The 23,397-nt window shown below is 71.2% G+C and carries 18 protein-coding genes; 10 read left to right on the plus strand and 8 right to left on the minus strand.

The window, feature by feature from the left end:
• Positions 1 to 28 precede the first annotated feature (28 nt).
• Complete coding sequence (locus Pla133_RS04785; RefSeq protein ID WP_145063008.1) at positions 29 to 1,342, minus strand: TldD/PmbA family protein; 1,314 nt, start codon at positions 1,340 to 1,342, stop codon at positions 29 to 31.
• The gene (locus tag Pla133_RS04790) at positions 1,332 to 2,783 is read right to left on the minus strand and encodes a TldD/PmbA family protein (RefSeq protein WP_419192139.1); all 1,452 of its coding nucleotides are present in this window, start codon (positions 2,781 to 2,783) and stop codon (positions 1,332 to 1,334) included. Before Pla133_RS04790 ends, Pla133_RS04785 begins: the two co-directional genes overlap by 11 nt.
• A gap of 158 nt (positions 2,784 to 2,941) precedes the next feature.
• Here Pla133_RS04790 and thpR point away from each other — a divergent pair, with 158 nt between their 5' ends.
• Both thpR and Pla133_RS04800 read left to right on the plus strand, forming a co-directional pair.
• Positions 2,942 to 3,472 carry an RNA 2',3'-cyclic phosphodiesterase gene (thpR, locus tag Pla133_RS04795; protein ID WP_419192140.1) on the plus strand — a complete coding sequence of 177 codons (531 nt, stop codon included), beginning with the start codon at positions 2,942 to 2,944 and terminating at the stop codon, positions 3,470 to 3,472.
• Positions 3,473 to 3,651: 179 nt separating this feature from the next.
• Positions 3,652 to 6,765 carry an ELWxxDGT repeat protein gene (locus Pla133_RS04800; RefSeq protein ID WP_145063015.1) on the plus strand — a complete coding sequence of 1,038 codons (3,114 nt, stop codon included), beginning with the start codon at positions 3,652 to 3,654 and terminating at the stop codon, positions 6,763 to 6,765.
• On the opposite strand, the gene Pla133_RS04805 is transcribed toward Pla133_RS04800, so the two are convergent.
• Positions 6,681 to 7,157 carry a hypothetical protein gene (locus tag Pla133_RS04805; RefSeq protein WP_145063017.1) on the minus strand — a complete coding sequence of 159 codons (477 nt, stop codon included), beginning with the start codon at positions 7,155 to 7,157 and terminating at the stop codon, positions 6,681 to 6,683. The two genes, Pla133_RS04800 and Pla133_RS04805, sit on opposite strands and share 85 nt — an antisense overlap.
• 242 nt (positions 7,158 to 7,399) lie before the next feature.
• On the opposite strand from Pla133_RS04805, the gene Pla133_RS04810 reads away from it, so the two are divergent.
• Positions 7,400 to 10,471 (plus strand): ELWxxDGT repeat protein, encoded by a 3,072-nt coding sequence (locus Pla133_RS04810; RefSeq protein ID WP_145063019.1) that lies wholly within the window; start codon positions 7,400 to 7,402, stop codon positions 10,469 to 10,471.
• A 13-nt stretch (positions 10,472 to 10,484) separates the two neighbouring features.
• Here Pla133_RS04810 and Pla133_RS04815 read toward each other — a convergent pair whose 3' ends face one another.
• Positions 10,485 to 11,768 (minus strand): hypothetical protein, encoded by a 1,284-nt coding sequence (locus Pla133_RS04815; protein WP_145063021.1) that lies wholly within the window; start codon positions 11,766 to 11,768, stop codon positions 10,485 to 10,487.
• Positions 11,769 to 12,010: 242 nt separating this feature from the next.
• Here Pla133_RS04815 and Pla133_RS04820 point away from each other — a divergent pair, with 242 nt between their 5' ends.
• From Pla133_RS04820 to rpmG, 3 genes are all read left to right on the plus strand, one after another.
• Positions 12,011 to 14,287, plus strand: coding sequence for a WD40/YVTN/BNR-like repeat-containing protein (locus tag Pla133_RS04820; RefSeq protein ID WP_145063023.1), 2,277 nt, complete (start codon positions 12,011 to 12,013; stop codon positions 14,285 to 14,287).
• Between the two features lie 210 nt (positions 14,288 to 14,497).
• Complete coding sequence (rpmB, locus tag Pla133_RS04825) at positions 14,498 to 14,800, plus strand: 50S ribosomal protein L28 (RefSeq protein WP_145063025.1); 303 nt, start codon at positions 14,498 to 14,500, stop codon at positions 14,798 to 14,800.
• A gap of 26 nt (positions 14,801 to 14,826) precedes the next feature.
• Positions 14,827 to 14,979: a 50S ribosomal protein L33 gene (rpmG, locus tag Pla133_RS04830; protein WP_145070742.1), complete on the plus strand. Its 153-nt coding sequence runs from the start codon at positions 14,827 to 14,829 to the stop codon at positions 14,977 to 14,979.
• Positions 14,980 to 15,167: 188 nt separating this feature from the next.
• Here rpmG and Pla133_RS04835 read toward each other — a convergent pair whose 3' ends face one another.
• A complete protein-coding gene (locus tag Pla133_RS04835; RefSeq protein WP_145063027.1) occupies positions 15,168 to 15,851 on the minus strand; it encodes an alpha/beta hydrolase in 684 nt (227 codons plus the stop codon).
• Between the two features lie 133 nt (positions 15,852 to 15,984).
• On the opposite strand from Pla133_RS04835, the gene Pla133_RS04840 reads away from it, so the two are divergent.
• From Pla133_RS04840 to Pla133_RS04850, 3 genes are all read left to right on the plus strand, one after another.
• Positions 15,985 to 18,069: an ATP-dependent helicase gene (locus Pla133_RS04840; RefSeq protein ID WP_419192141.1), complete on the plus strand. Its 2,085-nt coding sequence runs from the start codon at positions 15,985 to 15,987 to the stop codon at positions 18,067 to 18,069.
• 118 nt (positions 18,070 to 18,187) lie between these two features.
• On the plus strand, positions 18,188 to 18,991 hold the full coding sequence (gene thiD / locus Pla133_RS04845; RefSeq protein ID WP_145063031.1) for a bifunctional hydroxymethylpyrimidine kinase/phosphomethylpyrimidine kinase: 804 nt from the start codon (positions 18,188 to 18,190) through the stop codon (positions 18,989 to 18,991).
• A 184-nt stretch (positions 18,992 to 19,175) separates the two neighbouring features.
• A complete protein-coding gene (locus Pla133_RS04850) occupies positions 19,176 to 19,955 on the plus strand; it encodes a sugar phosphate isomerase family (RefSeq protein WP_145063033.1) in 780 nt (259 codons plus the stop codon).
• A 56-nt stretch (positions 19,956 to 20,011) separates the two neighbouring features.
• Here Pla133_RS04850 and Pla133_RS04855 read toward each other — a convergent pair whose 3' ends face one another.
• Together Pla133_RS04855 and Pla133_RS04860 are read right to left on the minus strand one after the other, a co-directional pair.
• Complete coding sequence (locus Pla133_RS04855) at positions 20,012 to 20,836, minus strand: radical SAM protein (protein ID WP_145063035.1); 825 nt, start codon at positions 20,834 to 20,836, stop codon at positions 20,012 to 20,014.
• An 11-nt stretch (positions 20,837 to 20,847) separates the two neighbouring features.
• Positions 20,848 to 21,396 carry a DUF2500 domain-containing protein gene (locus Pla133_RS04860; RefSeq protein ID WP_145063037.1) on the minus strand — a complete coding sequence of 183 codons (549 nt, stop codon included), beginning with the start codon at positions 21,394 to 21,396 and terminating at the stop codon, positions 20,848 to 20,850.
• 381 nt (positions 21,397 to 21,777) lie between these two features.
• Between Pla133_RS04860 and Pla133_RS04865 the strand changes: the two genes are divergently transcribed.
• Positions 21,778 to 22,566: a hypothetical protein gene (locus Pla133_RS04865; protein ID WP_145063039.1), complete on the plus strand. Its 789-nt coding sequence runs from the start codon at positions 21,778 to 21,780 to the stop codon at positions 22,564 to 22,566.
• A gap of 96 nt (positions 22,567 to 22,662) precedes the next feature.
• On the opposite strand, the gene Pla133_RS04870 is transcribed toward Pla133_RS04865, so the two are convergent.
• On the minus strand, positions 22,663 to 23,307 hold the full coding sequence (locus Pla133_RS04870; protein WP_419192142.1) for a nuclear transport factor 2 family protein: 645 nt from the start codon (positions 23,305 to 23,307) through the stop codon (positions 22,663 to 22,665).
• Positions 23,308 to 23,397 lie beyond the last annotated feature (90 nt).

The following is a 23,397-nucleotide window of genomic DNA, read 5'->3' on the forward strand; positions in this document are numbered from 1 at the left end:
CAGGCTAACGGACTCCCACGCCCCCGGCTCAGGTCCCCGCGAAGTCGACGCCGTCGAAGACCAGCGTCGGCGTGCGGAAGGTGCTCCAGGGCAGGGGGTCGTTGCCCACGGCCACGAGCTGCTGCAAGAGGTCCTTGTAGTTGCCGGTGATGTTCATCTCCGTCACCGGCTCGGTCAGCTCGCCGTGCTCGACGAGGTGCCCCGCGAAGCCGAAGGAGAAGCCGCCGCTGGTCATGTCGGCGTTGCCACCCAACCAGGACTCGACGCAGATGCCCTGGTCGATCCCGCCGAGCAGGCCGGCCAGGTCCTGGTCGCCGTGGCCGAAGACCAGGTTGGTGGTGCAGCCGCCGTTGGGCTTCCAGCCGAGCTTCTTGCCGTAGTAGGAGTCGATGTAGAAGGTCTCGAGCACGCCCTCGCTGACGATGCGGCGCTCGGCCAGGGCCACGCCGTCGCCGTCGTAGGTGCGCGAGGCGCTGGAGCGCTTGCGGAAGGGATCGTCGGTCATCGTCAGCAGCGGGCTGGCGATGCGTTGGCCCTGGGCGTCGGCCAGGAAGGTGCGCTTCTGCTGCACCGCGCTGGCGGAGATCGCGCCCAGCAAGCGCCCGAGGAAGCTGGTGCCGGCCTCGGGGGTCAGGATCATCCGACCGCGCCGGCTCGAGACCTTGCGCGCGCCGATGCGCGCCTTGACGCGGCGCAGGGCCTCGGCGCCGGTCTCGCTGGGCGAAGGCAAGTCCGCCGCGTGGGTGTCGCCCACGTAGCGATGCGCCTCCGGGCGACGCTCGCCGTCGCGCATCGAGACCTCGGCCCCGTACCACAGGCTGGTGCTCTCGCGGCTGGCGCGAAAGCCGTTGGACCCGACCAGGGCCGCCGCGCCGGCGCTGTCGAAAACCATGCAGTTGGAGCCGATCACGGCGTCGTCGGCTTCGGCCGCCGTGGCGAGCTCGCCGGCGATCGCCATGCGGCGGTCACGGTCGAGGCTCGTGAGGCTCGCGTCGACCTGGTCGAGCTCGACGCTGCGCAGGCCCGCGAAGAGCTCCCGCGCCGCGATCTCGCGGAACGGATCCGGCTCCAGGGCGCGGGTCAAAGCCACCGCGTCGGTGAGGAAGCGCTTCAGTCGCCCCTCGTCGAGGTCGTTGGTCGAGTGGGCCGAGTAGCGTCCGCCCGCGAACAGGCGCACGGACAACTCGAGGCTGTCGCTCTCCTGCACCTTCTCGACGGCGTTCGCGTGCCAGCCGAGCTCCACCGAGCGACCCCAGGCCACCGCCGCCAGGCAGTCGTCGGCGCCGCAGTCCTTGGCTAGTTGCACCGCGCGCGCCGCGCGTTCTTCGAGCTCACTGCGCATTGCTGCCTCCCACCGTCAGGCTGGAGACCAGCACGGTCGGCATGCCCTGGCTGACCGGCACGCTCTGGCCCTCCTTGCCGCAGGTCCAACCGCCGGTGTCGAGCTTCATGTCGCCCGCGACCATCGAGATCCGCCGGATCGCCTCGGGCCCGTTGCCGATGATGTTCACGTCCTTGATCGGCGCGGTGATCTTGCCGCCCTCGACCAGCCAGCCGTTCTTGACGAAGAAGGTGAAGTCGCCGGCGCCGATCTGCACCTGGCCGTTGAGGAAGTTCTCGCAGATCACGCCGCGATCGATCGACGCGATGATCTCCTCGCGGGTGTGCGGTCCGTTCTCCATGTAGGTGCAGCGCATGCGCGGCATGGGCACGTGGCGGAAGGACTCGCGACGCCCCGAGCCGGTTGGCTCGACGCCGTAGTGCTTGGCCGAGATGCGATCGTGCAGGTAGGAGCGCATGACGCCGTTCTCGACCAGCACCGTGCGCTCGGTCGCCTGGCCCTCGTCGTCGACGCCCAGGGCCCCGCGTTCGCCCGGGTGCAGGGCCGAGTCGACGATGGTGACCTGGTCCGGTGCGACCGTCTCGCCGATCTGCCCGGCGTAGATCGACATGCCCTTGCGGTTGAAGTCGGCCTCCATGCCGTGGCCGACCGCTTCGTGCAGCAGGATGCCCGAGGCGCCCGCGGCCAGCACCACCGGCAGCTCGCCCGCCGGAGGCCGCCGCGCCTCGAACAGGATCAGCGTGCGCGCGACCAGGTCCTTGGCGAACTCGGTCAGGCGCGCCTCGGTGTACCACTCGAGCCCGCGCCGGCCGGCGAGGCTGCCGGAGTTGAACTGACGCTCGCCGTCCTTCAGGCACGTGACCGCGACGGTCAGGCGCGTCATCGGCCGCCGATCGCCGAACAGGTCGCCGTCGCTGCTGGCCAGGAGCACGCGGTCGTCGGAGTCGCCCCAGGAGACCGAGACCTTCTCGACCGTCGGGTCACAGGCGCGGACCAACTGCTCCACGTGGCGCACCAGGGGCAGGGTCTCGTCCACCGTGACCGAGGCGATCTGTCGCGTCAGTGGGTAGAGCTGCGGAATCGCCCGGTGCTGGAGAGCTTGGGGCGCGACCGCCTTGCCGCCCGCCGCGATGGTGGCCGCCGTGCGCGCGGCGGCGAGCATCGGCTCGAGCTCGAGCCGCTCCGAGTAGGCGTAGCCAGTCTGGTCGCCGACCACCACGCGCACGCCGACGCCGCGATCCACGGAGCTGGAGGCGCGGCTGACGAGTCCGTCCTCCAATCCGATCGAGCGCCCGCTGCGGTGCTGGAAGTAGAGGTCGGCAAAATCGGCGCCCCGTTCGAGGGCGACCGCCAGGACGCGCCGAATGGCGTCCTCGTCGGTCTCGAAGAGGTCGAGTTGCTCACGGACGTGGTCCGCGGTGGCGATGGTCGATTCGGTCAAGGCTGCTCGGGGGAGAAGAGTGGACCAGTGGCCCAGGTGATACGAGGCGTGCCCCTTGTATCGTCCCTGGGGTCGCCGATGGCCAGGGTGCTGCCGCGAATGGCCGGGGATAGGACCCCGTGCTGGTTCAGGCGCGCGGCCTGGCTCACCATGGCCACGTGACTCGTCTCTTCGTCGCCGTCCACCCGCCCCTGGCCATCGCCACCGACCTGCTCGCGACCCTGGATGGGCTGGACCTGCCCGATCACCGCCTCACGCGCCCCGACCAGATTCACCTGACGGTGCTCTTCGTGGGCGAGGTCGACGAGCGGGACGTGCCCCTGGTGGCGGAGTCGGTCGAGCGCGCGGCGGCGGGGGTGCGCGCCTTCGAGCTGGCTCCCGACGGCTGGATGGCCCTGCCGGAGCGCGGCCCGTCGCGCCTGATCGCGGCCGGTGCCCAGGCCCCCTCGGCCCTGGCGGAGCTCCACCGGCGCCTGGCCGCGCGGCTCGTGGTCAAGGGCCGCAAGCCGCGCAGCTTCCTGCCGCACCTGACCCTCTGCCGCTTCACCCGACCCACGCCGTTCGAGTTGAGCGCGCCCTTCCCCGGCGTCGCTCCCTTCGAGATCGGCGAGGTGTCCCTGATGCGGAGCGTGCTGCGGCCCGAAGGCGCCGAGCACCGCCAGGTGGCGCGCTTCGCCTTGGCGGTCTGAGAACGGAGATATCCCGGGGCCCGCGGGTGCCGTGAGCGCCGCCGTGATCGCAATCCGGAGGGTAGAGGGGCGCGGTCTCGAGCGGAATCTGCCAGGGTAGGTGGGTGCGACTGACTCGGCCTCGGATTGAGCCGCCGCGCGATTGAGTGCCCACGAAGAATCTCCGAACGAGTGGAACCATGATTCTCCGCCTCCGATTGCTCGCTGTCGTGCTCCTGTCCAGCGCCGCCCAGGGTCAGACCCTCGTGGCTGACATCAACTCGTCGACCGTGACCGAGGAGTACTCGTCGGATCCGGTGCACCTCGTCGAGTCGGGTGGTTTCGTCTACTTCAGCGGCGAGGACACGGTCCACGGTCGCGAGCTCTGGCGCACGGACGGCACGGAGGCGGGGACCGAGCTCGTCGTCGACCTCCGGACCGGTGCAGCGTCGTCCAATCCCGAGCACATGGTTGTGCTGGCCGACGGTCGAATTGCCTTCGCGGCGACCACGCTGGCGTTTACTCGTGACCTGTGGATCACCGACGGCACCGCCGCTGGAACCTCCATGCTGGTCGACCTGGATCCGACGGTCGGGGACGCCCCCTCTAGATTGACTCCACTCGGCGACGGCCTGGTCTACTTCGGCGAGGCCGTCGGCCGCAGTCTGTGGTTCTCCGACGGCACGCCGGGGGGGGCGGTTACGCTGCTCGCGGACCTTCCGGGGGGGCAGAACGAGGTCACCTCCGGTACGGCCACGGGCTCGGGCGGCGCGAACTCGTGGACGATGCAGCAGATGCCAGAGGTCAACGGGACCCTGTACTTCGCGATCAACGGCGGCAGCCCCAATTGGAGTCTGTGGAGGACCGACGGCACAGTCTCGGGCACCGCAATGGTCACGGCGCAAAGCGGTGGTGGCTTCTCCGACAATGAGGTCGAGTACCTGACGGCGTTCGACGACGCCGTCTGGTTCACCGCAGGTGACGGACTCTCCGCGGGAACCAAGCTCTGGCGTAGCGACGGAACCGCCGCGGGAACGGTGCCCTTCCTCGATGCCGTGGGAGCCCCCGCCATCTTCGAACCGAAGCTCCTGAAGGTCGCTGGGAACAAGCTGTACTTCAGTGGACTCGTTGCTGGTGCGGGTCCTGAGCTCTGCGTCACCGACGGCACCGTCGCGGGAACCCACCTGGTCGCCGACCTCAACCCGGGACCCATCGGTTCCGGTCTCTACGAGTTAGGCACCTTTGGAGACCGACTCGTATTCAGGGGCCAGAGTATTGGGCTCGGCGCGGAGCCCTGGATCTCGGATGGAACAGCGGTGGGAACCTACGTGCTCGGTGACATCGATCCCGGGGCCTCCTTGCCGAAGCACTTCATGGAATTCGGAGGCAAGGTCTACTTCCAGGCCTCGCGGGCGGACGTGGGTTACGAGCTCTGGTCGAGCGATGGAACTCCGGACAGCGCCGAGCTGGTCAGCGACCTCGAACCCGGCGTAGCCGACTCGTTTCCCCAGAAGACGTTCGCCTCGAGCCTCGGCCTGTTCTTCAGCGCGGACTTGACCGGCCTCGACCGCGAGCTCTGGATCACGGACGGCACGTCGGCGGGAACCAGGCTGGTGAGCGAGATCAACGTGCCGCCGGCCAGCGCCAGTTCCTCTCCGGGGAACTTCGGCGCGCTGGGCGACCGCCTGTACTTCAGCGCCGACGACGGTTCCACGGGGCGAGAGCTGTGGGCCAGCGACGGTACGGCCCAGGGGACCCAGTTGGTGGCCGACATCATGGCTGGACCCGAGGGGGTCGATCCGAGCGCGATCCGGGCCCTCGGTGACCTGGTGGTCTTCGGCGCCGACGTGCCGGGCTTCGGCCATGAACCCTGGGTCAGCGACGGCACCGCCGCGGGGACGCAGATGCTGGCCGACATCGCGCCCGGCCTCGGCGACAGCCAGTACGTGCCCTTGGGCGTGGTCGGGGACCGACTGCTCTTCACGGCCGATGACCAGGCAACTGGCGCTGAGCTCTGGTCCACCGATGGAACGCCCGCTGGCACGCAGCTGCTGTCGGACATCAACCCCGGTTCGGCCGGTAGCTCGCCGGCCGCGCTGGGGCAGCTGGGCGACCTTCTGCTCTTCGCGGCCACGGACGGCTCCACCGGGGTCGAGCCCTGGATCACCGACGGCACGGCCGCGGGAACCTCTCTGTTGGTGGATCTGAGGTCCGGCCCGGCGAGTTCGAGCCCGGAGTTCGGCCTGACGGTGGGGGACCGGGTCTACTTCGCAGCGATCGATTCGAACTCAGGGGCGGGAGTCGAGCTCTGGGTCACCGACGGTACGGTCGCGGGTACGCAGCTCGCCGTGGACGTCCAGCCTGGCTCCTTCAGCTCCCATCCGCACCCGCTGGTCGCGATCGCCGATCGCATCTACTTCTCGGCGCGTGACGCCCTCAGCCAGCGCCAGCTCTTCGTGACGGATGGTTCGGCACCTGGCACCGTCAAACTCACCCGCGTGGAGAGCGACCGGACCGACGGTCCGATCACCGACCAGGCCGTGTCCGCGGGCGAGGGCGTGTTCTTCGTCGTGGAGGAGGTCTACTCGGAGAAGAAACTGTGGCTCACCGACGGAACCCTGGTCGGGACGAAGCCCTACGTCACCGACGGTGTGACCATGACGGTGCTGTCCCTCGACTTGCTGGAGAAGCCTGGGCTCGGAACCCGCGCTTTGATCACCCTCGACGACGGGGTCTCGGGAGTCGAGCTGTGGGTGGTCGGAGAGGACCTCCTGGCGCCGGTGCAACTGGCCGACCTGAACCCTGGGATCGCGCCGAGCCTGCCCAGCGGGGCAACCCTGGCGGGGGACCTGGTCTTCTTCGCCGCCGACGACGGCGTCAACGGTCGCGAGCTGCACGCCCTGCCGCTGCCCGACACGGGCAACTGGAAGCTCGAGTTGATCGGGGTGGGCTGCGGAGCTTCCGCGGGCGTGGTCCCCACGATCGATGCCTCGGGCTCGGCGACGGTGGGGGACGCGTTCAAGGTGGCGCTCAGCGACCTTCCCGTCGCGGCGCCGACGACCCTGTTCCTGGGCTCGGGCCCGGCCTTCCTGCCGCTCGGCGCGGGCTGCGCGATCCTGGTGGCCGACCCCCTCGCCGTCGCCAGCGGCACGAGCGACGGCGCTGGGACCTTCTCGGTCGACCTGGTGGTGCCCGCGATGGGCGCCCTGGCCGGCGTCGAAGTTCCCTTTCAGGGCTTCGTCTTCGACCCGGGCGGGGCGGTGCTCGGGTTGGGGGCGCTCACCCCCGCGCTCTCGATCCTCCTGGGGAGCTGACTGCCCGGGGCCCTCACTTCGCCGCGTCCGTCGCGGGCGCGCACGCGATCGAGCCCCTGGCCGAGCTCCTCGACTTGCTCGGCCAGGTCCAGGCGATCGGCGTCGCGCTCGGGCGCGTTGGGTGAGGCGACGCCTTCGCCGACGGTGTCGTAGCTGTCGAGGCGCGGCGCTTGGCCCGGGTACAGGTCGGCGTGGACCAGCAGGTCGAAGGTCAGCACGCACGAGGGCGTGGTGCATTCGACGAAGACGTAGCCGCGGCGGCCGCTGCCGGTGGGGACGGTGCGCGGGAGCTCGGCGAACTTGGCCTCGGCGAAGACCAGGTCCACCGCCGACTCGGGCCCGAACGCGCGGCCGCCGAGGGAGTCGTGGACCACCTCGCCGGCGGTGACCACGTCCAGGAGCGTGCTGCGCCCCGAAGGCGCCGAGCACCGCCAGGTGGCGCGCTTCGCCCTGGGCGTCTGAGAGGGCGAGTTCGCTCCGTGGCCCAGGGCCCGGCGGGAGGGTGTGCGGTGGAGATTCGGCAGCCGGCGCACCACGTCACGCCAGCGCGCGCCAGAGTCGGAGGGTCGGCCGGAACGGCCTCCAATCGGCCCGCCCGCCGCTCGGACATCCCGGACACCTGGAGAGATGCGTCATGAGGACTTCCCACCCGTGCCTGCTCGCCGTCGTCGCCCTGGCCGCCAACGCACAGGGCCAGACCCTGGTCGCCGACATCGACCCCTCGCCCTTCACCGGCGACCACTCCTGCGCGCCCGCCGGCTTTGTCGAAGCGGGTGGCCAGGTCTACTTCGCGGCCAGCGACGTGGTCCACGGCCGCGAGCTCTGGCGCACCGACGGCACGGCCGCGGGAACCGTGCTCGTGGCCGACCTCGTCCCCGGCGCGGCCAGCTCGGCACCCTTCGCTCTCACTGCCCTGTCAGGCGGTCGCATCGCGTTCGCGGCCGAGACGCCGGCCAGTGGCCGCGAGTTGTGGATCACCGACGGCACCGCCGCCGGAACGCAGTTGGTGGCGGACCTGTTCCCCGGCGAGGTCGGCTCGAGTCCCGACGGGCTGACGTCCCTCGCCGGCGGCCTGGTCTTCTTCGCCGGGGACGCCGCGCACGGGCGCGAGCCGTGGTTCTCCGACGGCACGGCCGCGGGCACGCTGAGGCTGGCGGACATCGCGCCGGGGGCCACCTCGTCCTCGTCGGGCGGCGAGCGTATGGCCGTCCTGGGCGCCGAGGTCTACTTCGCCGCCAAGTCGACGGGCTTCGGCGGTTGGGACCTGTGGAAGAGCGACGGGACCCCCGGCGGCACCGCGTCGGTCGCGCCGGTGACCGGGATCTACTTCGAGACGATCGGCGACCTGACCTCGTTCGCCGGGGCGATCTGGTTCACCGGCGAGGACGCGACCCTCGGCAACGAGCTGTGGCGCAGTGACGGAACGAGCTCCGGCACCCAGGTCTTCGTCGATCACCAACCGGGCAGCGGCGGCAGCGACCCGCGCGACCTCACGGCGGCCGGTGGACGGCTGTACTTCCACGCCTACCGCGCGGACACCGGTCGCGAGCTCGTCTCGACGGACGGGACTCCGGTCGGCACGCAGGTCGTCGACCTGGTGCCGGGCGCCAGCGGGTCGAACCCGCTCTACCTGACGGCCTTCGGCGGCCAGGTGGCGTTCCGCGCGACCACGCCGGGCGAGGGCATCGAGCCTTGGATCAGCGATGGCTCCGTGGCGGGCACGCACCTTCTGGGCGACATCGTGGCGGGGGCGGGGAGCTCGTCACCCTCGGAGCTGGCGGTCAGCGGCGGACGGGTGGTCTTCCGCGCCTTCCGCGCCGACGTCGGCAATGAGCTGTGGTCGAGCGACGGTACGCCCGGCGGGGTGCTGCTCGCGGGCGACCTCGAGCCGGGCACGGCGAGCTCCGCGCCCCAGACCCTGGTCGGCACCGGCCTGGGAGTCCTGTTCGACGCGGACGTCACCGGTCTGGATCGCGAGCCCTGGCTGAGCGACGGAACGCCCGGCGGGACGGCGCTGCTGCGCGAGATCAACGTCCCGCCCACCAGTGCCAGCTCGTCGCCCGACAACTTCGCGGCGGTCGCCGATCGACTGTTCTTGCGCGCCAACGACGGCTCCACCGGGCCGGAGCTGTGGGTCAGCGACGGAACGCAACCGGGAACCCACCTGGTCCTCGACGGCATCCCGGGCGCGGCCGGCCTCAACCCGAGCCGCATCGAGGCCCTCGGCGACCTGGCGATCTTCGGCGCGAGCGCCCCCGGTCAGGGCTTCGAACCCTGGGTCAGCGACGGGACCGCCGCGGGGACCCACCAACTGGCCGACATCGCGCCGGGCGTCGTGGGGAGCCTGTTCACGCCGCTGGGGGTGGTCGACGACGAGCTCCTGTTCATGGCCCTCAACGCGACCCTCGGGCGCGAGCTGTGGACCACCGACGGCACCTCGGTCGGAACCCACCTTGTGGTCGACATCTATCCCGGCGCGGCTTCGAGCGAGCCGACGGTGCTGGGGCGTGTGGGTGATCGCATCGTGTTCGCGGCGAACGACGGCGTGGCGGGTCGGGAGCCGTGGATCACCGACGGCACCGCAGCGGGGACCACGTTGCTGGCCGACCTCGGCTTCGGCGCCAGCGGTTCGTCGCCGGCCTACGGTCTGGCGAGCGGGGGCGTCGTGTACTTCGCCGCCGACGACCAAGCCGGCGCCGGCGTCGAGCTGTGGGTCACCGACGGCACCGCCGCTGGCACCCAGCTCGCCGTCGACGTGCGCCCCGGGATCGCCAGCTCGGAGCCGCGGCCCCTGGTCGCGATCGGGGATCAGCTCTACTTCTCGGCCCTGGACGTGAGCGAGCTGCGCCAGCTCTTCGTGACCGACGGCACGGCCGCGGGCACGCTGCAACTGACGAGCTTCACCAGTGACTGGAACGGCGGCCCGATCCCCGGCGCCGCCGTGGCGGCGGGCGACCGCCTGTTCTTCATCCAGCAGGAGGTGTTGGCCGAGCCCGAGCTGTGGGTCACGGACGGCAGCGTGGCGGGGACGCAGGCCTTCGCGGCGGACGGGGTGTATGCATCAGTTTTCGGCTTCGAATCCCTGGCCAAGCCGGGCCTCGGCACGCGCGCGCTGATCACCCTCGACGACGGCGTGAGCGGTCCTGAGTTGTGGGTCGTCGGCAGTGACCTCGGGGCGCCGGTGCTGTTGGCCGACGTGAACCCCGGCCTCGGCGCGGGCCTGCCCGGTGGCGCGACCCTGGTTGGCGAGTTGGTCTTCTTCTCCGCCGACGACGGCGTCAACGGTCGCGAGCTGCACGCCCTGGCGCTGCCCGATGTGGGCAACTGGAAGGCGCAGGTCTTCGGTTCGGGCTGCGGATCACCGGCGCCGACGATCGCCGCCGCCGGGTCCGCGACGGTAGGCGACCTCTTCACCGTGACCGTCGACGGCCTCGCGCCCCTGGCCTTCACGAACCTCTACCTGGGCAGCGGTCCGTCGAACCTGCCCCTGGGCGGCGGCTGCTCGATCCTGATCGCGAACCCCACGCCCTTCCTCGGTGGCTTCGCTTCCTTCGGTGGCGAGTACGTCCAGAACGTCGCGGTTCCGGCTACGCCGGGCCTGGCCGGCATCGAGGTCTGGTTGCAGGCCTTCGCATTCGAGACCGGTGGGCCGGCCCTGGGCCTGGGCGTGCTGTCGCAGGCCTTGGCGATCCTGCTGGGGAGCTGACCGCTCGGGGCCCTCACTTCGCCGCGTCCCCTTCGGGCGCGGCGAAGGAGAGGGTCACCTGCGAGCCGTAGACCGGATAGTCCACGCGCACGCGGTAGCCGCGGAACTGCGCGGCGTCCCAACCGGTGCGCGCGAAGACGTGGCGCAGCAGGCCCGCGTAGTCGGGGATGTCACGGGCGCGCACGCGATCGAGCCCTTGGCCGAGTTCTTCGACCTGCTCGGCCAGGTCCAGGCGATCGGCGTCGCGCTCGGGCGAGTTGGGTGAGGCGACGCCTTCTCCGGCGGTGTCGTAGATGTCGAGGCGCGGCGCTTGGTCCGGGTACAGGTCGGCGTGGACCAGCACGTCGAAGGACAGCACGCGCGAGGGCGTGGTGCACTCGGCGAAGACGTAGCCGCGGCGGCCGCTGCCGGTGGGGACGGTGCGCGGGAGCTCGGCGAAGTTGGCCTCGGCGAAGACCAGGTCCACCGCCGACTCGGGACCGAACGCACGGCCACCGAGGGAGTAGTGGACCACCTCGCCGGCGGTGACCACATCGAGCGGCGCCGGCGGTGCGTGGCAGAACTGGTCCAGGCGCAGGCTCTGCACCTGGGCCGCGTCGACGGGATCGCCGTCGAGGGTGCGGGGCCGGCGGTCGCCACCGCTGCCGCCGACGTTGCGGCGGGTGGCGAAGCGCGCGCGCGCGCCGGGGCGCAGCCGCCGCAGGCCGAGCATGCCGATCAACCAGATCACGTCGATGTGCTCGCCGTCGTCGTTGGGGTGCAACAGGACCGTGGTGAAGTCCACGTCGGCGCTGACCCCGCGCAGCTGGCTCATGGCGCGCCAGGCTGTCTGCTTCGAGCGCAGCTCGTTCTCGCGGCGCGCCTCGGGCAGCCAGGCGGAGAGGATCGAGTCCAGGTAGCCGCGGTCACCGACCTCGACCTTGATCAGTCGCTCGAAGTCAGCGATCGCCGCCTCGGCGGCGGCCAGGGCCAGGGTCGCCGCGCCCTCGCGCCGCGCGCCGGCGAGCACCCGAGCCAGGGGCGCGGGCCCCGGGGCATAGTGGACCACGGCGATCGGGTCGCGGGCGTCGAGGGCCTTCAGCAGGCGGCTGGTCAGGACCTTGTCGACCCCCAGGCGATCGGCCAGGGCCTGGGGCCGGCGGGTGGCTCCGCCGAGGGAATCGAGCAGGGCGTCCAGGGAGGCCCGCAGCGCCAGGCCGACCTCGGTCACGCGCCGCTCCAGGTCCGCGCCCGCCTCGGGGGCGGTGGGCGGGCTAGGCTCGACCTGCGTCGGGGGGTCGGTATGCGCGGGAGTCATGGGCCAGAGGGTGGCGAGGGGGCGGGCTCGGATTCCAGTCCTGGTGCCGATCGAAGGTTACCACGGAGTTTCCTGGAAACTCTCGCCCCACGGAGTCGTAGTTCTCGTCCACAGTGGGTCGCTGCCGGCGACGGACCCTCGGAGGGCGCCGATCGAGCGCTGACTCCGGCCCGACCCGCCCGCGATCCCGACCCGCCTGGCCCCCGGCCGTCCGACCCCAGACCCAAACGCCCCAGCCCACCATGTCTCTGTTCCTCGCCGGCGCCGCCGCGCTCCTGACCCTCCCCGCCCTCCCTGTCGCCCAGATCGGCGACGGCATCTCGGTGGGCCCCTTCGGGGGCTCCGTGATGTCCGTCAACGCCGACCCGTCCGACCCGAACCTGGTCCTGGCGGGCTCGATCTCCCTGGGCCTGGTCCGCACCACCAACGGCGGCGGCAGCTTCGCGCCTTTCGGCGCCGGCCTGCCGCCGGCGAGCTTCTCGTCCTTCGCCGCCGACCTCGAGCGCGACCCGACGGACGCGGACCACCTCTTCGCCGCGGTCGGCTCCCAGGTCTTCGAGTCCACCGACCGCGGCCTGACCTGGTCCGCCAACAGCCTCGCGCCCGACGGCAGCGTGCGGGGCCTGACCTGCGACGACACCGGCGCGATCTGGCTCGCCAACACGACCAGCACCCTCTACCGCTCGATCGATGGCGGCGGCTCCTGGAGCCCCGTGTTCAGCGGGTCGAGCGTGACCCGCGCCAGCTTCTCGGCCACGGAGCCCGGCCGCGCCTACGTGGGCACCTTCAACGGCGTGTTCACTTCCATCGACGCCGGGGCGAGTTGGAGCAACCTGAGCGGCGAGACCACCTGGGCCAAGGCCGTGCTGGCCGACCCGAACACGCCCGGCGTGGTCTACCTGGGTGGCTGCTGCGGGACGCTGCGCAAGAGCACCGACGGCAGCCTGTCCTGGTCGACCTTGAGCGGACCGATCAACAGCTCGACCCAGTTCCTGACCGCCGATCCGACCACGCCGGGCCGCATCTGGCTGGCCTACCTGGCGGCGCTCTACTTCACCGACAACGGCGGGACCACTTGGATCAACGCCGGCGCGAGTCTGCCCGCGTCCCAGCCGATCCTGATGGACCTGGCATTCGCGGCGGGGGGCGATCGCTACCTGGGCACCGAGGGCGGGGGCATCTTCCGCGCGGCCTCCGGCACGTCCACCTGGGTGCCCGTGGGTCTGCCGACGGTCGAGCTGTGGGACGTGGAGATCACCGCGGCCGGCGGCGCGCGCCTGTTCTCGAGCGGCAAGGGCCTGCACGACTCGGGCGGCCCCGCGCAGCAACTCCAGCAGAACCCCTGGTACTTCGACTTCGGCGCCCACACCAACGACATCGTGGTCGACCCCAATGACCCCGATCGCTGGATCCTGGCCGGAGTCGGGGCTTTCGTGGACAACGCGACGATTCGCATCGCCACCAACGGCGGCAACACGATCACCACGCCGGTCGAGAACTTCGGCGCGGGGCAAGCGACGTCGATCGCGATCGATCCCCTGGACCCGACCCACATGCTGGCCAGCTTCTCGCCGGCCGGCTTCGGCAACCCGGGCCTGATGGAGAGCATCGACTCGGGCGCGACGTGGACCGGCTTCCCGGCCAGCAACGGTGGGGCGGTGAGCCACGTGGCCATCGATCCGCACCAGAGCGGGCACTGGCTGGCGGCCACCCTGTTCGGGAACTTCATCGAGACCACGAACGGGGGGGCCAGCTTCGCGCCCCTCACCACCTGGCCCGCCAGCAGCGCGCCGCAGTTCGTGGCCTTCGACCCGTACACGGCGGGGGTGGTCTGGGCCTCGGACAGCGTCGACGGTCTGTACCGCAGCCTCGACGGGGGCGCGACCTGGTCCCTGCGTCACGCGGGCGGGCACGCGCGCTCGGACGTAGAGTTCCACCCGACCGCCCCGGGCGTGCTGTGGTTCGGTGACTCCTCGGGTCGCCTGATGCTCTCGGGCGACGGGGGCGACAGCTTCGTCCAGGCCTGGTCGAGCCCGGCCGGCAGCGCGATCAACGGCCTGGCCTTCGACCCGGCGGTGGAGTCCCTGGTGGTCGCCACCGGCGGCGAGTCGGGCTTCGAGGTCTTCGGCGTGAACCCCTACGTGGGGCTCGGCGGCGGCTCCGCCGGCACCGGCGGCCTGACCCCGCGCCACTTCGGCCAGGGCCTGCCCCAACTCGGCAACGCCGGCTTCAGCCTCGAGGTCTCGGGCGCCCTGCCCGGCGCCGTGGCCCTGATCCACCTGGGCGCGAGCGACCTGGGCCTGCCCTTCGCGGGCGGCGTGCTCCACACGGGCCTGCCGACGGTGGCCCAGGTGGCCGCGGTGGTCGCGGGAGCCGGGGACGCCTCGATGGCGGCCCCCGTCCCCGCGGCGCCGGTCCTCGCGGGGCTCCAGCTCTTCAGCCAGGCCTTCGTGATCGACGGCGCCGCCGTCGGTGGCCTGGCCCTGACGGACGGCCTGGCCCTGCGGATCCTGCCCTGATGCCCCCCAGCCGGCCCCGCCCGCTCGGATTCGGTCCGGCGGGCGGGGCGCCGGCCAAGGAGCGGCCCTACGGGGTTGTCCCCGGCGGCGTCGCCGGTAAGCTACGCGGCCCTATTCGCCGGGCAGTCGCGCCGGCACCGCCCAGCGGAACGCTGCGAAGCGTCCCCCGCGCCCACGAGTCCACGCACTCAGCTCGACCAGAGACATCCCATGGCCCGCGTCTGCGAAAGCTCAGGAAAGCGCACCCGCGTCGGTGGCAGCATCTCCCGCCGCGGCCTTCCCAAGAAGGTCGGCGGGATTGGTCTGAACATCACCGGTCACACCAAGCGCAAGTTCAAGCCGAACATCCAGAAGGTCCGGGTCGTGATGCCCGACGGCAGCGTCGAGCGCCTGCGCCTGTCGACCAAGGTCATCAAGACCGGGATGATCAACCTGGAGCGCAACGGCAAGAAGATGCGCTTCCCGCTCGTCAAGGCCGTCCGCGGCACCGGCCGCACCGCGGTCGAAGCCTGAGAGCCACGAGGTACTGAATCGTGAAGATCAAAGAACGCTACGTCTGGCTCGTCTGTGGCGAGTGCAGCAACCGGAACTACACCACGCACAAGCGGCTCAAGGCTGCGTACAAAGTCGCCAAGGCCAAGTACTGCAAGTTCTGCCGCAAGCACACCGAGCACAAAGAGCGCAAGCTCTGAGCTCTGGGGCGGGTGAGTCCGCCCTGCGCTGACCATCGAAGGCCCGCCGTCACGACCCGTGGCGGTGGGCCTTTGGCGTGATGGGGGGGCCTTCGGCGTGGGGGCCTTTGGCGTGACGGGTGATCGATTGGTGCGAGGTAGGCGTTCGTCCGGTGCCTGGCACCGTACGAACGCCTACCTCGCAAGCGTCAGGCGAGCACCCGGCGCAACCAACGCCCGACCTCGTCGATCTCCTCGGCGCAGACCTGGTGCTGCATCGGGTAGCTGTGCCACTCGACGGCGTAGCCCAGCGCCTCCATGCGCTCCCGCGCCGCCTGGCCGCGACCGATCGGCACCATCGGGTCCTGGCTGCCGTGGCACTGCAGGATCGGCACCCCCCGGTTGGCCTCGCTGGCCTGCGCCTCGAGGCTCTCGCCCAGGACCATATAGGTCGACAGCGCCATGATCCCGGCCAGGGGCTCCGCGTGGCGCAGTCCCGCGTGCAAGGCGATCGCCCCGCCCTGGCTGAAGCCCGCGACGACGATGCGCTCCGAGGCGATGCCCTGGGCCCGCTGATCGGCGATCAAGGCTTCCAGCCGGCGGGTGGACAGCAGTACACCGGCCTCGTCCTCGCGGCGTTCGAAGTCCATGCCGAGGATGTCGTACCAGGCGGGCATGACCATGCCGCCGTTGATCGTCACGCCGATCGCCGGCGCATGGGGGAAGACGAACCTGACGCCGAGCTCGGTCGGCAGGCCCAGTTCGCGCACGATCGGCACGAAGTCGTGACCGTCCGCGCCCAGGCCGTGCAGCCAGATGACGCACGCAGTCGCGCTCTTCGCAGGTTCGAGAACGATGCGTTCGAGCAGCGTCGGTTTGGAATCGTCGGCCATAAGTCGTGGTGTTCGAGGCGAGTGACTCGCGGGCGGCGCAGTGGCTTGCAGTCGGGCCATGGGATGCTCGCCGGCCCAGGGCGCGGAACGTATCATCCGCCGCTCGCGCAGCCCAACGGGCGGCCGTCACCCCATGGTCGATCCGCAGCTCCAAGCCACGCTCGACGGGCTCAACCCGCAGCAGCGCGAAGCGGTCGGCACGGTGGTCGGACCGTTGCTGGTGCTGGCCGGCGCCGGGTCGGGCAAGACGCGCGTGATCACCGTGCGCGCGTCGTACCTGCTCTCCCAGGGGGTCGACCCGACCTCGATCCTGTTGGTGACCTTCACCAACAAGGCCGCCGAGGAGATGCGCGAGCGCCTGCAGGTCATGGTCGGCGAGCACCGCGCCGAGGCGCTCACGATCGGCACCTTCCACTCCTTCTGTCTGGCCGTCCTGCGCGAGCACGGCGAACGCATCGGCCTGCCGCCGCGCTTCACCCTGTGCGACGCCGCGGACCAGCTCTCGGGCGTCAAGCAGGTGCTGCGCGAGCTGCGCGTGGCCGAGACGGCGATGCAGCCGCGCACTCTCCAGGGGCGCATCTCGCTGCTCAAGAACCTCCTGATTCCCCCCGCGCGGGCACTTTCGAGCGTGCGCGACGACGAGGAGGAGCTCGTGGCCCGCGCCTACGCCGCCTACGAGGAGTGGCTGCGCCGCTCGCGGGTGCTGGACTTCGACGACCTCTTGGTCAAGACGGTCGAGCTGATGCGCGACCACGACGACATGCGCTCGCTCCTGCGCGACCGCTATCAGTACGTGATGGTGGACGAGTACCAGGACACCAACGAGGCCCAGTACGAGATGCTGCGGCTGTTGGCGGGGCCCGACGGGAACATCTGCGCGGTGGGCGACGACGACCAGGCCATCTACGGCTGGCGCGGCGCCGACGTGCGCAAGATCCTGGGCTTCGAGCAGGACTTCCGCGGCGCGACTCTGGTCAAGCTGGAGACCAACTACCGCTCCACGCCCCAGGTGCTCGAGGCGGCCAACAAGGTCATTCGCAACAACACCACCCGCCACGAGAAGACCCTGCGCGCGCACCTGCCCGACGGCCTGCCCGTCGAGGGCTTCGCGGCCGAGGACGACGTGGGGGAGGCGGACCACATCTGCCTGCAGATCGAGACCGAGGTGCGCGAGCGGCGGTCCCTTTACTCGGACTTCGCGGTGCTGTTCCGCACGGCCATCCAGCCGCGGGCGATCGAGGCCCAGCTCCGCGCGCGGGCGATCCCCTACGTGCTGATCGGCGGCATGAGCTTCTTCGATCGCAAGGAGGTCAAGGACGTCCTGGCCTACATGCGCGCGGCGCTCAACCCCGACGACGAGGCGGCACTGCTGCGGATCCTCAACCGACCGCCGCGGGGCATCGGCAAGAAGTCGATCGACCGCACGCTCGAGTTCGCGACGGCGAACGGCATCACCGTCGGCGCCGCCTTCGACCGCGCCGACGAGATCGAGGGCCTGCCGAAGGCCGCCGTGCGCGCCGCCCAGGCCCTGCGCGCCAACCTGGCCGAGTGGGTCGAGCCGGAGCCCGAGGACAACTTGCCCTCGCGCATCGAGACTCTGTTGGAGCTGGTCGGCTACCGCTCCGAGGTCGAGCGCACCTATCCCGACGAGTTGACCCAGACCCAGCGTTGGTCGGCGGTGGACGAGCTGGTCCGCTACGCCCGCGCCCACGTCAAACGGCGCAAGAAGCCCTCGCTGGGGCGTTTCCTGACCGAGCTCGCCCTCGACAACGGCGAGTCGAGCAAGGACAAGCACGAGGGCCGCGACGTGGTCAAGCTGATGACCCTGCACTCGGCCAAGGGCCTCGAGTTCCGCACGGTTTACCTCGTCGGTCTCGAGGAGGGCATCCTGCCCCACGGACGCTCGGTGGCCGAGGACCGCGTGGAGGAGGAGCGGCGCCTGGCCTACGTGGGCATCACCCGCGCGCGCGAACGCCTGGTGCTGTCCTACTGCACCAAGCGCGCCCGCGCCGGCGGCTACGTGGAGTGCCACCCCTCGCGCTTCCTGTTCGAGATCAAGCAAACGCCGCCGCCGGCCAGCTGGCGCGCCGCGGACGATTCGCGTCCGGCCGTCTCCGCGGGACGCGGTGGCAAGGGACGTGGTGGCAAGGGACGCGGTGGCAAGGGACGTGGCGCGGGCGGGGGCAAGGGACGCGCCGCGGGCTCGCGCCGCGCCTGAGCCGCGCTCGACAGGACCGTACGCCGGACCCGAATCGGGAGGTCGACCAGGCGCGGGTGGCGGGGTCGGGGCAGACGGGGCTAGCATCCAAGCCCCCGTCCCCCGCGAGCCCCACCCGATGCCTGACGCCCAGCCCCCCGTCGTCCTCAGTATCACCGGTTCCGACTCCTCCGGCGGCGCGGGCCTGCAGGCGGACCTGAAGACCTACGAGCGCCACGGGGTCTTCGGAACCACGGCCGTCAGCCTCCTGACCGCCCAGAACACCGTCGGCGTCAGGCGCGTGGAGTTCGTCGATCCGCAGTTCATCGTCGAGCAGGCGCGGGCCGTGCTCGAGGACTTCCCCGTCGCCGCGATCAAGACCGGATCCCTGGGCGCTGGTGCCGCGATCCGAGCGGTGGCCGACCTGCTCGACGAACTCGACCTGCCCGTCGTCACCGATCCGGTCCTGGTCAGCAAGCACGGCGACTCCCTGGGCGACGACGAGGCGGTGGCCGCCTTCGCCGAGCGCCTGGCGCCGCGCGCGACGCTGATCACGCCCAACCGGCACGAGGCCGGTCGCCTGGTGGGCCGCACCCTCGAGTCGATCGACGACTTCCAGGCCGCGGCCCAGGAACTGCGCGCTCGCGGCACCCGCTGGGTGCTGGTGACCGGGGCCGATCGACCCGGAGACGGCGACGCCGTGGACGTTCTGGTGGGCCCGGACGGCGAGCGGACCTTCGTCCATCGGCGGGTCGATCGGCCGAATGTCCACGGCACGGGCTGCGCCCTCAGCGCCGCGGTCGCGGCGCGCCTGGCCGTCGGCGAGTCGGTGCCCGTGGCCGTGGAGAAGGCGATCAAGTATGTGGTCGCGGCCATCGAGGCGGGCCCGGACATCGGCAGTGGCGTGCGGCCCCTGGGTTTCGGGGTCGATCCGGTCCCCTGAGCGCGGCGCGCCGTTCCAGCCGCACGTGTCGCGAGCTCCTCGACCCATCCGATCGGCGCTGCGCCGGCGGTGGCTACCCCCGGCCTGCCTGCGATCGATCGAGCAGGCGGATCCGAGGCGGCCCAGCCCGTAGAATGCCGGCCGCCCCGCCTTCGGCTCCCCCGACCCCGATCAGCAAAGCCCCGTGAAACGAGAGATCGAGTTCCTGCCCCTCAAGACCTTCGTCTTCGACGACGCTGCCGACGCGGCCGAGTCGGCTGCGCGGGAGATGGCCAACTGGGTCCGCACCCGCCGCTACCAGCGCGCGGACGCGGTGCTCGGTTTCTCGGCCGCCGACTCCCTGGGGATGCTGTACCAGAAGATCGTCGAGATGTCGGTGGACGAGACCAAGGGCGGTTTGGCGGTCTCCGGCGTGCGCACGATCGTGCACGAGGAGCTGATGGGATTCGCGCCCGGCTCACCGGGTTCGATCGGGCGCTGGCTGGACGAGCGCCTCTTCGGTCGATGGCCGGCCCAGGCCAAGCACCGCTTCCAACTGGACGGCTCGCTCGAGGGCGAGGCACTCGAGGCCCACTGCGCGGCCTGCGAGGAGTGGCTCAAGAACGAGGGTCCGGTCGACGTGATGCTGGTGCCACTGCGCTCCGACGGGAGCCTCGGTCTGAATGCGCCCGGCACGCCGCTCAACGCGCGCACGCGAGTGGTCGATCTGTCCGACGCCCTGCGCGCCGACGTCAGCTCGTCCCTGGGAGGTCTCGACGTGCCCGCGCGGGCCCTGACCCTCGGCCCGGCGTCGATCCGCGGCTCGAAGCGGGTGCGCGTCTACGCCTTCGGCGAGGACAAGGCCGAGCTCGTGGAGCAGGCCATGCTGCCCGACCCGGATCCGGCCCATCCGCTCTCGCTGATGGTCGGCCACAAGGACTTCGAGCTGTTGCTCGACCCGGCCGCCGCCAGCGCGCTCGAGTAGGCGCTGCAGATCAGCGACGTGCAGCTCGGCGACGCTGCTGCCGCGAGCTCGCGCCGCTACAGGTACAACTCGACCGGCAACTGCGCGCGCAGTTGTTCGGCGAGGGCCTCGACCCAGCCCCGCTCGGGGGCCGTGATCGTGCCTGCCCCCGCGCCGGCCACGGGCCGGTCGGGTGCGACCATCTGCACCCCGGCCAGGGGCACGCGCGAGATGACGAGGTTGCGGACGAAGGCCACGTAGGCCTCGCGCTCGGCCTCGTCCAGGCTCGGCGCGCCGCCGCGCTCGAAGACGCAGGTCTGCAGCCAGGTCGGCATGGTCTCCGCGGCGACCTTCAGGTAGTTGCGCACGTGGCGCAGGATCAGGTCGCTGTCGCAGATCGAGCGCTGACCCTCGCGGGTGGCGCTGTCGAGCTTGAGCCAAGTGTGGCCGCCGAACTCGGCCAGTCGGGCCAGCCCGATTCGCACGCGTCGATCGCTGCACTTCGAGCCGTTGGTCAACAGCACCGGGCGCACCGCGCCCTGCAGTCCGCGGGCCGCGAGCACGTCGGTGACGACCTCGACCGCGTCGGGGAACTGGAAGCTCTGGGTCGGCTCGCCGTTGCCCGAGAAGTGCACCCCGGCCAACTCTTCCAGGGTCGCCGGGCCGCCGTCGAGCTGGGTCACGCGGTTCAGGGCGGCGTCGAACTCGGCGCGCAGGCGCTCGAGGTCGATCTCGGGACCCTCACCCTTGCTCAGTCCTTCGACGTCGCAATAGGTGCAGGCCCAGTTGCAACGGGCTTGGCTCAGATCGATGCCGAGCACCACGCCACCGGCGCGGCGCGACGGGGCGGCGTAGACGTAGAGCGGCTCGGAGCCGCCGTCGCTGGCGAGGGGGAGTCGCACGGGCTGGCCGATCAGACCTTGATGTTCTTCCAGGCGATCAACGTGCGACCGCGCAGGAAGGCCACGCCCGTGTTGCCCTTGACCAACAGGTCGTCCTGGACACCGCGGCCGGGATAGCGGAACTCGCCGTTCTCGCCGTTGTCGAACTCGAGTTGGAAGTAGTAGGTCGTGCGGCCGCCGGCCCAACTCGCAGTGGTCTCGCTGCGGCGGTCGGCGACCAGCGCCGCGCGGCGCTCGAGGCCGTGGGCCAGGACCTCCGAGCGCTGTTTGCCGCCCGCGAGGAACGCCCGGGCCGCGAACACCGCGGCGGCGATCGCGATGGCGCCGAAGACGACCTGGCCGGCGAGGCCCTCGCGGGTCACCGCGAGCGCGCCGACGAGGGCGGCCACGACGGCCAGCATGGCTCCGCGCCTGGTGCTGCGCGCCGCGGCCTCGAGGTCCTCCTCGGTGGGCGGCACGTGCTCCAAGGCCTTGGGATAGTCCTTGTGCTCGTGAATCCGGGCCAGGCGCTTCATGAGCGCCGTTTGCTTGCGGTTCTGGGTGGCGGTCTGCTCGGACATGGGCGTCGGTGGGGGGCGGCGTCGCGCCGTGCGCAGGGGCCCAGGCGGGGCGGGGGGCGGGGAGCGTTGGAGAAGAGGCGCAACAGTCTACCCCGCTTGATGGGCGGGGGTCGTGGCCCTCCGGGCCCTCCTGCGGGCGGAACGAGTCCATTCCGTTCGCCGCCAGGTTCCGGCCTCGTTTCGACCATCGATCGGGCCAGGCCGTGTCGTAGAGTCTTCGCCCCCCTCGTCCGGCGCCGGTCCCCCGGCTCGCCTCCGGGGAGGCGGACCCCGGCCGGGTCCCTCGAATCGACCGCACGCGGACAGGCGATCCTGCCCGCACTCACGACATCCGCTCCAGCGTCCCGTGCTCGAGCCCCCGACACTCCAGGCAGTCCCGCGATGATCCTCGACGCCAACCGCTCCCTGACCGCCGCCGCCGGCGCCGCCGGCCTGGCCCTCCTCTCCGGCTGCTCGGCCATGGGCGTTGCCCGCGATCCGGTTACCCCCCAGCGCCCCACCTTCAGCAACGACACTCGGACCACCGGTTTCGGCTCCTTCGAGATCGAGGCCGGCGCCGAGCTCGACCCCAGCGACCGTTACGGGCTCGAGACCCGCGTGTCGATCGGTCTCTCCGAGAGTTCCGAGTTCTTCGTGGGCTGGCTGCCCTACCAGAACATCGATGCGCGCGGCGTCGATGTCGAGGGCCCGGGCGACGTCCGCCTCGGCTGGAAGCAGCGCCTGATGGACGAGACCGAGGAGCTGCCGGCCACGGCCATCCAGCTCAGCACCAGCCTGCCGGCGGGTGAGGAAGAGCCCTTCATCAGCTCGGGCTTCGTCGACTTCTACGGCGCCATCATCGCCGATCGCACCTTCGGGCGCCTGGGCCTGACGGGCTTCTACCAGCTCGGCATCCTCGGCACCGCGGTCCCCGGCGACAACGACACCGAGCACACCTTCTCGCTCGGCGGCACCTGGGCCTACGACGACCTGTGGAACCTGGGCCTCGAGACCGCGGTCATCTACGAGCCCGAGATCGGCGAGAACCCGTTCCTCGGCACGGCCTACGCGCAGTACAAGCTCAGCGAGTTCGTGGTCGTCGACGGCGGCGTCCGCCTCGGCCTCAACGCGGACGCGGACGACTTCATCCTCTTCGTCGGCATGACGACGAACCTCGGCCGCTACTTCTAGGCCGAGCGGAGCGGGTCCGGACGGCCCCTCGCAGCGCCCCTGCGTGACCGATGCCCCGAGGCGTCGAAGCACGCAGGGGCGCTGCGCGTTCGGCGTCTACTCGCCGCCGCCGGCTCCGCGATCGCCGGCTCCGTCGCTGCCCGCCTCGCCCTCGGCGGCGAGCCTCGCGGTGCGCTCGACCAGCTCGGGCGCCAACTCGTTGGGCACCGCGAAGCTCATCACGTAGTGCACGATCCGCCACTCACCGTCGATCCGAACCAACGCGCCGGAACCGCGCAGGTGGCCGTACTTGGCGCTGACCAGGTCCTCGTAGAAGGCGGCGCCGTCGCCGCCGATGGGGTCCACGTGGCGATTCTGCGCAGCGTAGGTCCAGCCGCGGCCGGCGTCGAAGTGGGGCTTGGCGTAGGCCTGAAACTCTTCGACCGTCCAGACCTCGGCGGCATCGGTGCCGACGAACAGCGCGCCGGGCGCCAGGTGCCCGAAGTAGCGCTCGAAGTCGGCGGCGGCGGCGGCGGCGTGGAAGTCGTCGAGGACCGCGCCGATGGCTGCCAGGTCCGCGGAGGCGCTGTCTCGGTCGTCGCCGCTCTCTTGCGCGGGCGGACCGGGAGGCGCCACGGGATCTCGCCCCTCGGCGGGGGCCTCGCGCCCGGAGAAGGCCGAGGCTGTCGAGATCACCGCCAACACGGCGGCCAGGAGAGTGACGACGAAGAGGACTGCGATGATCGGGGTTGGGCGGCTCACACGGGCCAGGTCTATCCGTAGCGCTGGATTCGAGCAAGGGCGCGTGGTCGGACGCTGCGCGGTCGAGCTCGGCTGCGGTCTCCGGGCTCG

This window comes from Engelhardtia mirabilis, assembly GCF_007748095.1.
In the GTDB taxonomy this organism is placed as follows: domain Bacteria; phylum Planctomycetota; class UBA1135; order UBA1135.

Bases quoted from the DNA above. Each gene is read 5' to 3' on its own strand.
- Pla133_RS04785 (WP_145063008.1), bottom strand. From the start codon at position 1,342: ATGCGCAGTGAGCTCGAAGAACGCGCGGCGCGCGCGGTGCAACTAGCC.
- Pla133_RS04800 (WP_145063015.1), top strand. From the start codon at position 3,652: ATGATTCTCCGCCTCCGATTGCTCGCTGTCGTGCTCCTGTCCAGCGCC.
- Pla133_RS04810 (WP_145063019.1), top strand. From the start codon at position 7,400: ATGAGGACTTCCCACCCGTGCCTGCTCGCCGTCGTCGCCCTGGCCGCC.
- Pla133_RS04815 (WP_145063021.1), bottom strand. From the start codon at position 11,768: ATGACTCCCGCGCATACCGACCCCCCGACGCAGGTCGAGCCTAGCCCG.
- Pla133_RS04820 (WP_145063023.1), top strand. From the start codon at position 12,011: ATGTCTCTGTTCCTCGCCGGCGCCGCCGCGCTCCTGACCCTCCCCGCC.
- rpmB (WP_145063025.1), top strand. From the start codon at position 14,498: ATGGCCCGCGTCTGCGAAAGCTCAGGAAAGCGCACCCGCGTCGGTGGC.
- Pla133_RS04835 (WP_145063027.1), bottom strand. From the start codon at position 15,851: ATGGCCGACGATTCCAAACCGACGCTGCTCGAACGCATCGTTCTCGAA.
- Pla133_RS04840 (WP_419192141.1), top strand. From the start codon at position 15,985: ATGGTCGATCCGCAGCTCCAAGCCACGCTCGACGGGCTCAACCCGCAG.
- thiD (WP_145063031.1), top strand. From the start codon at position 18,188: ATGCCTGACGCCCAGCCCCCCGTCGTCCTCAGTATCACCGGTTCCGAC.
- Pla133_RS04860 (WP_145063037.1), bottom strand. From the start codon at position 21,396: ATGTCCGAGCAGACCGCCACCCAGAACCGCAAGCAAACGGCGCTCATG.
- Pla133_RS04865 (WP_145063039.1), top strand. From the start codon at position 21,778: ATGATCCTCGACGCCAACCGCTCCCTGACCGCCGCCGCCGGCGCCGCC.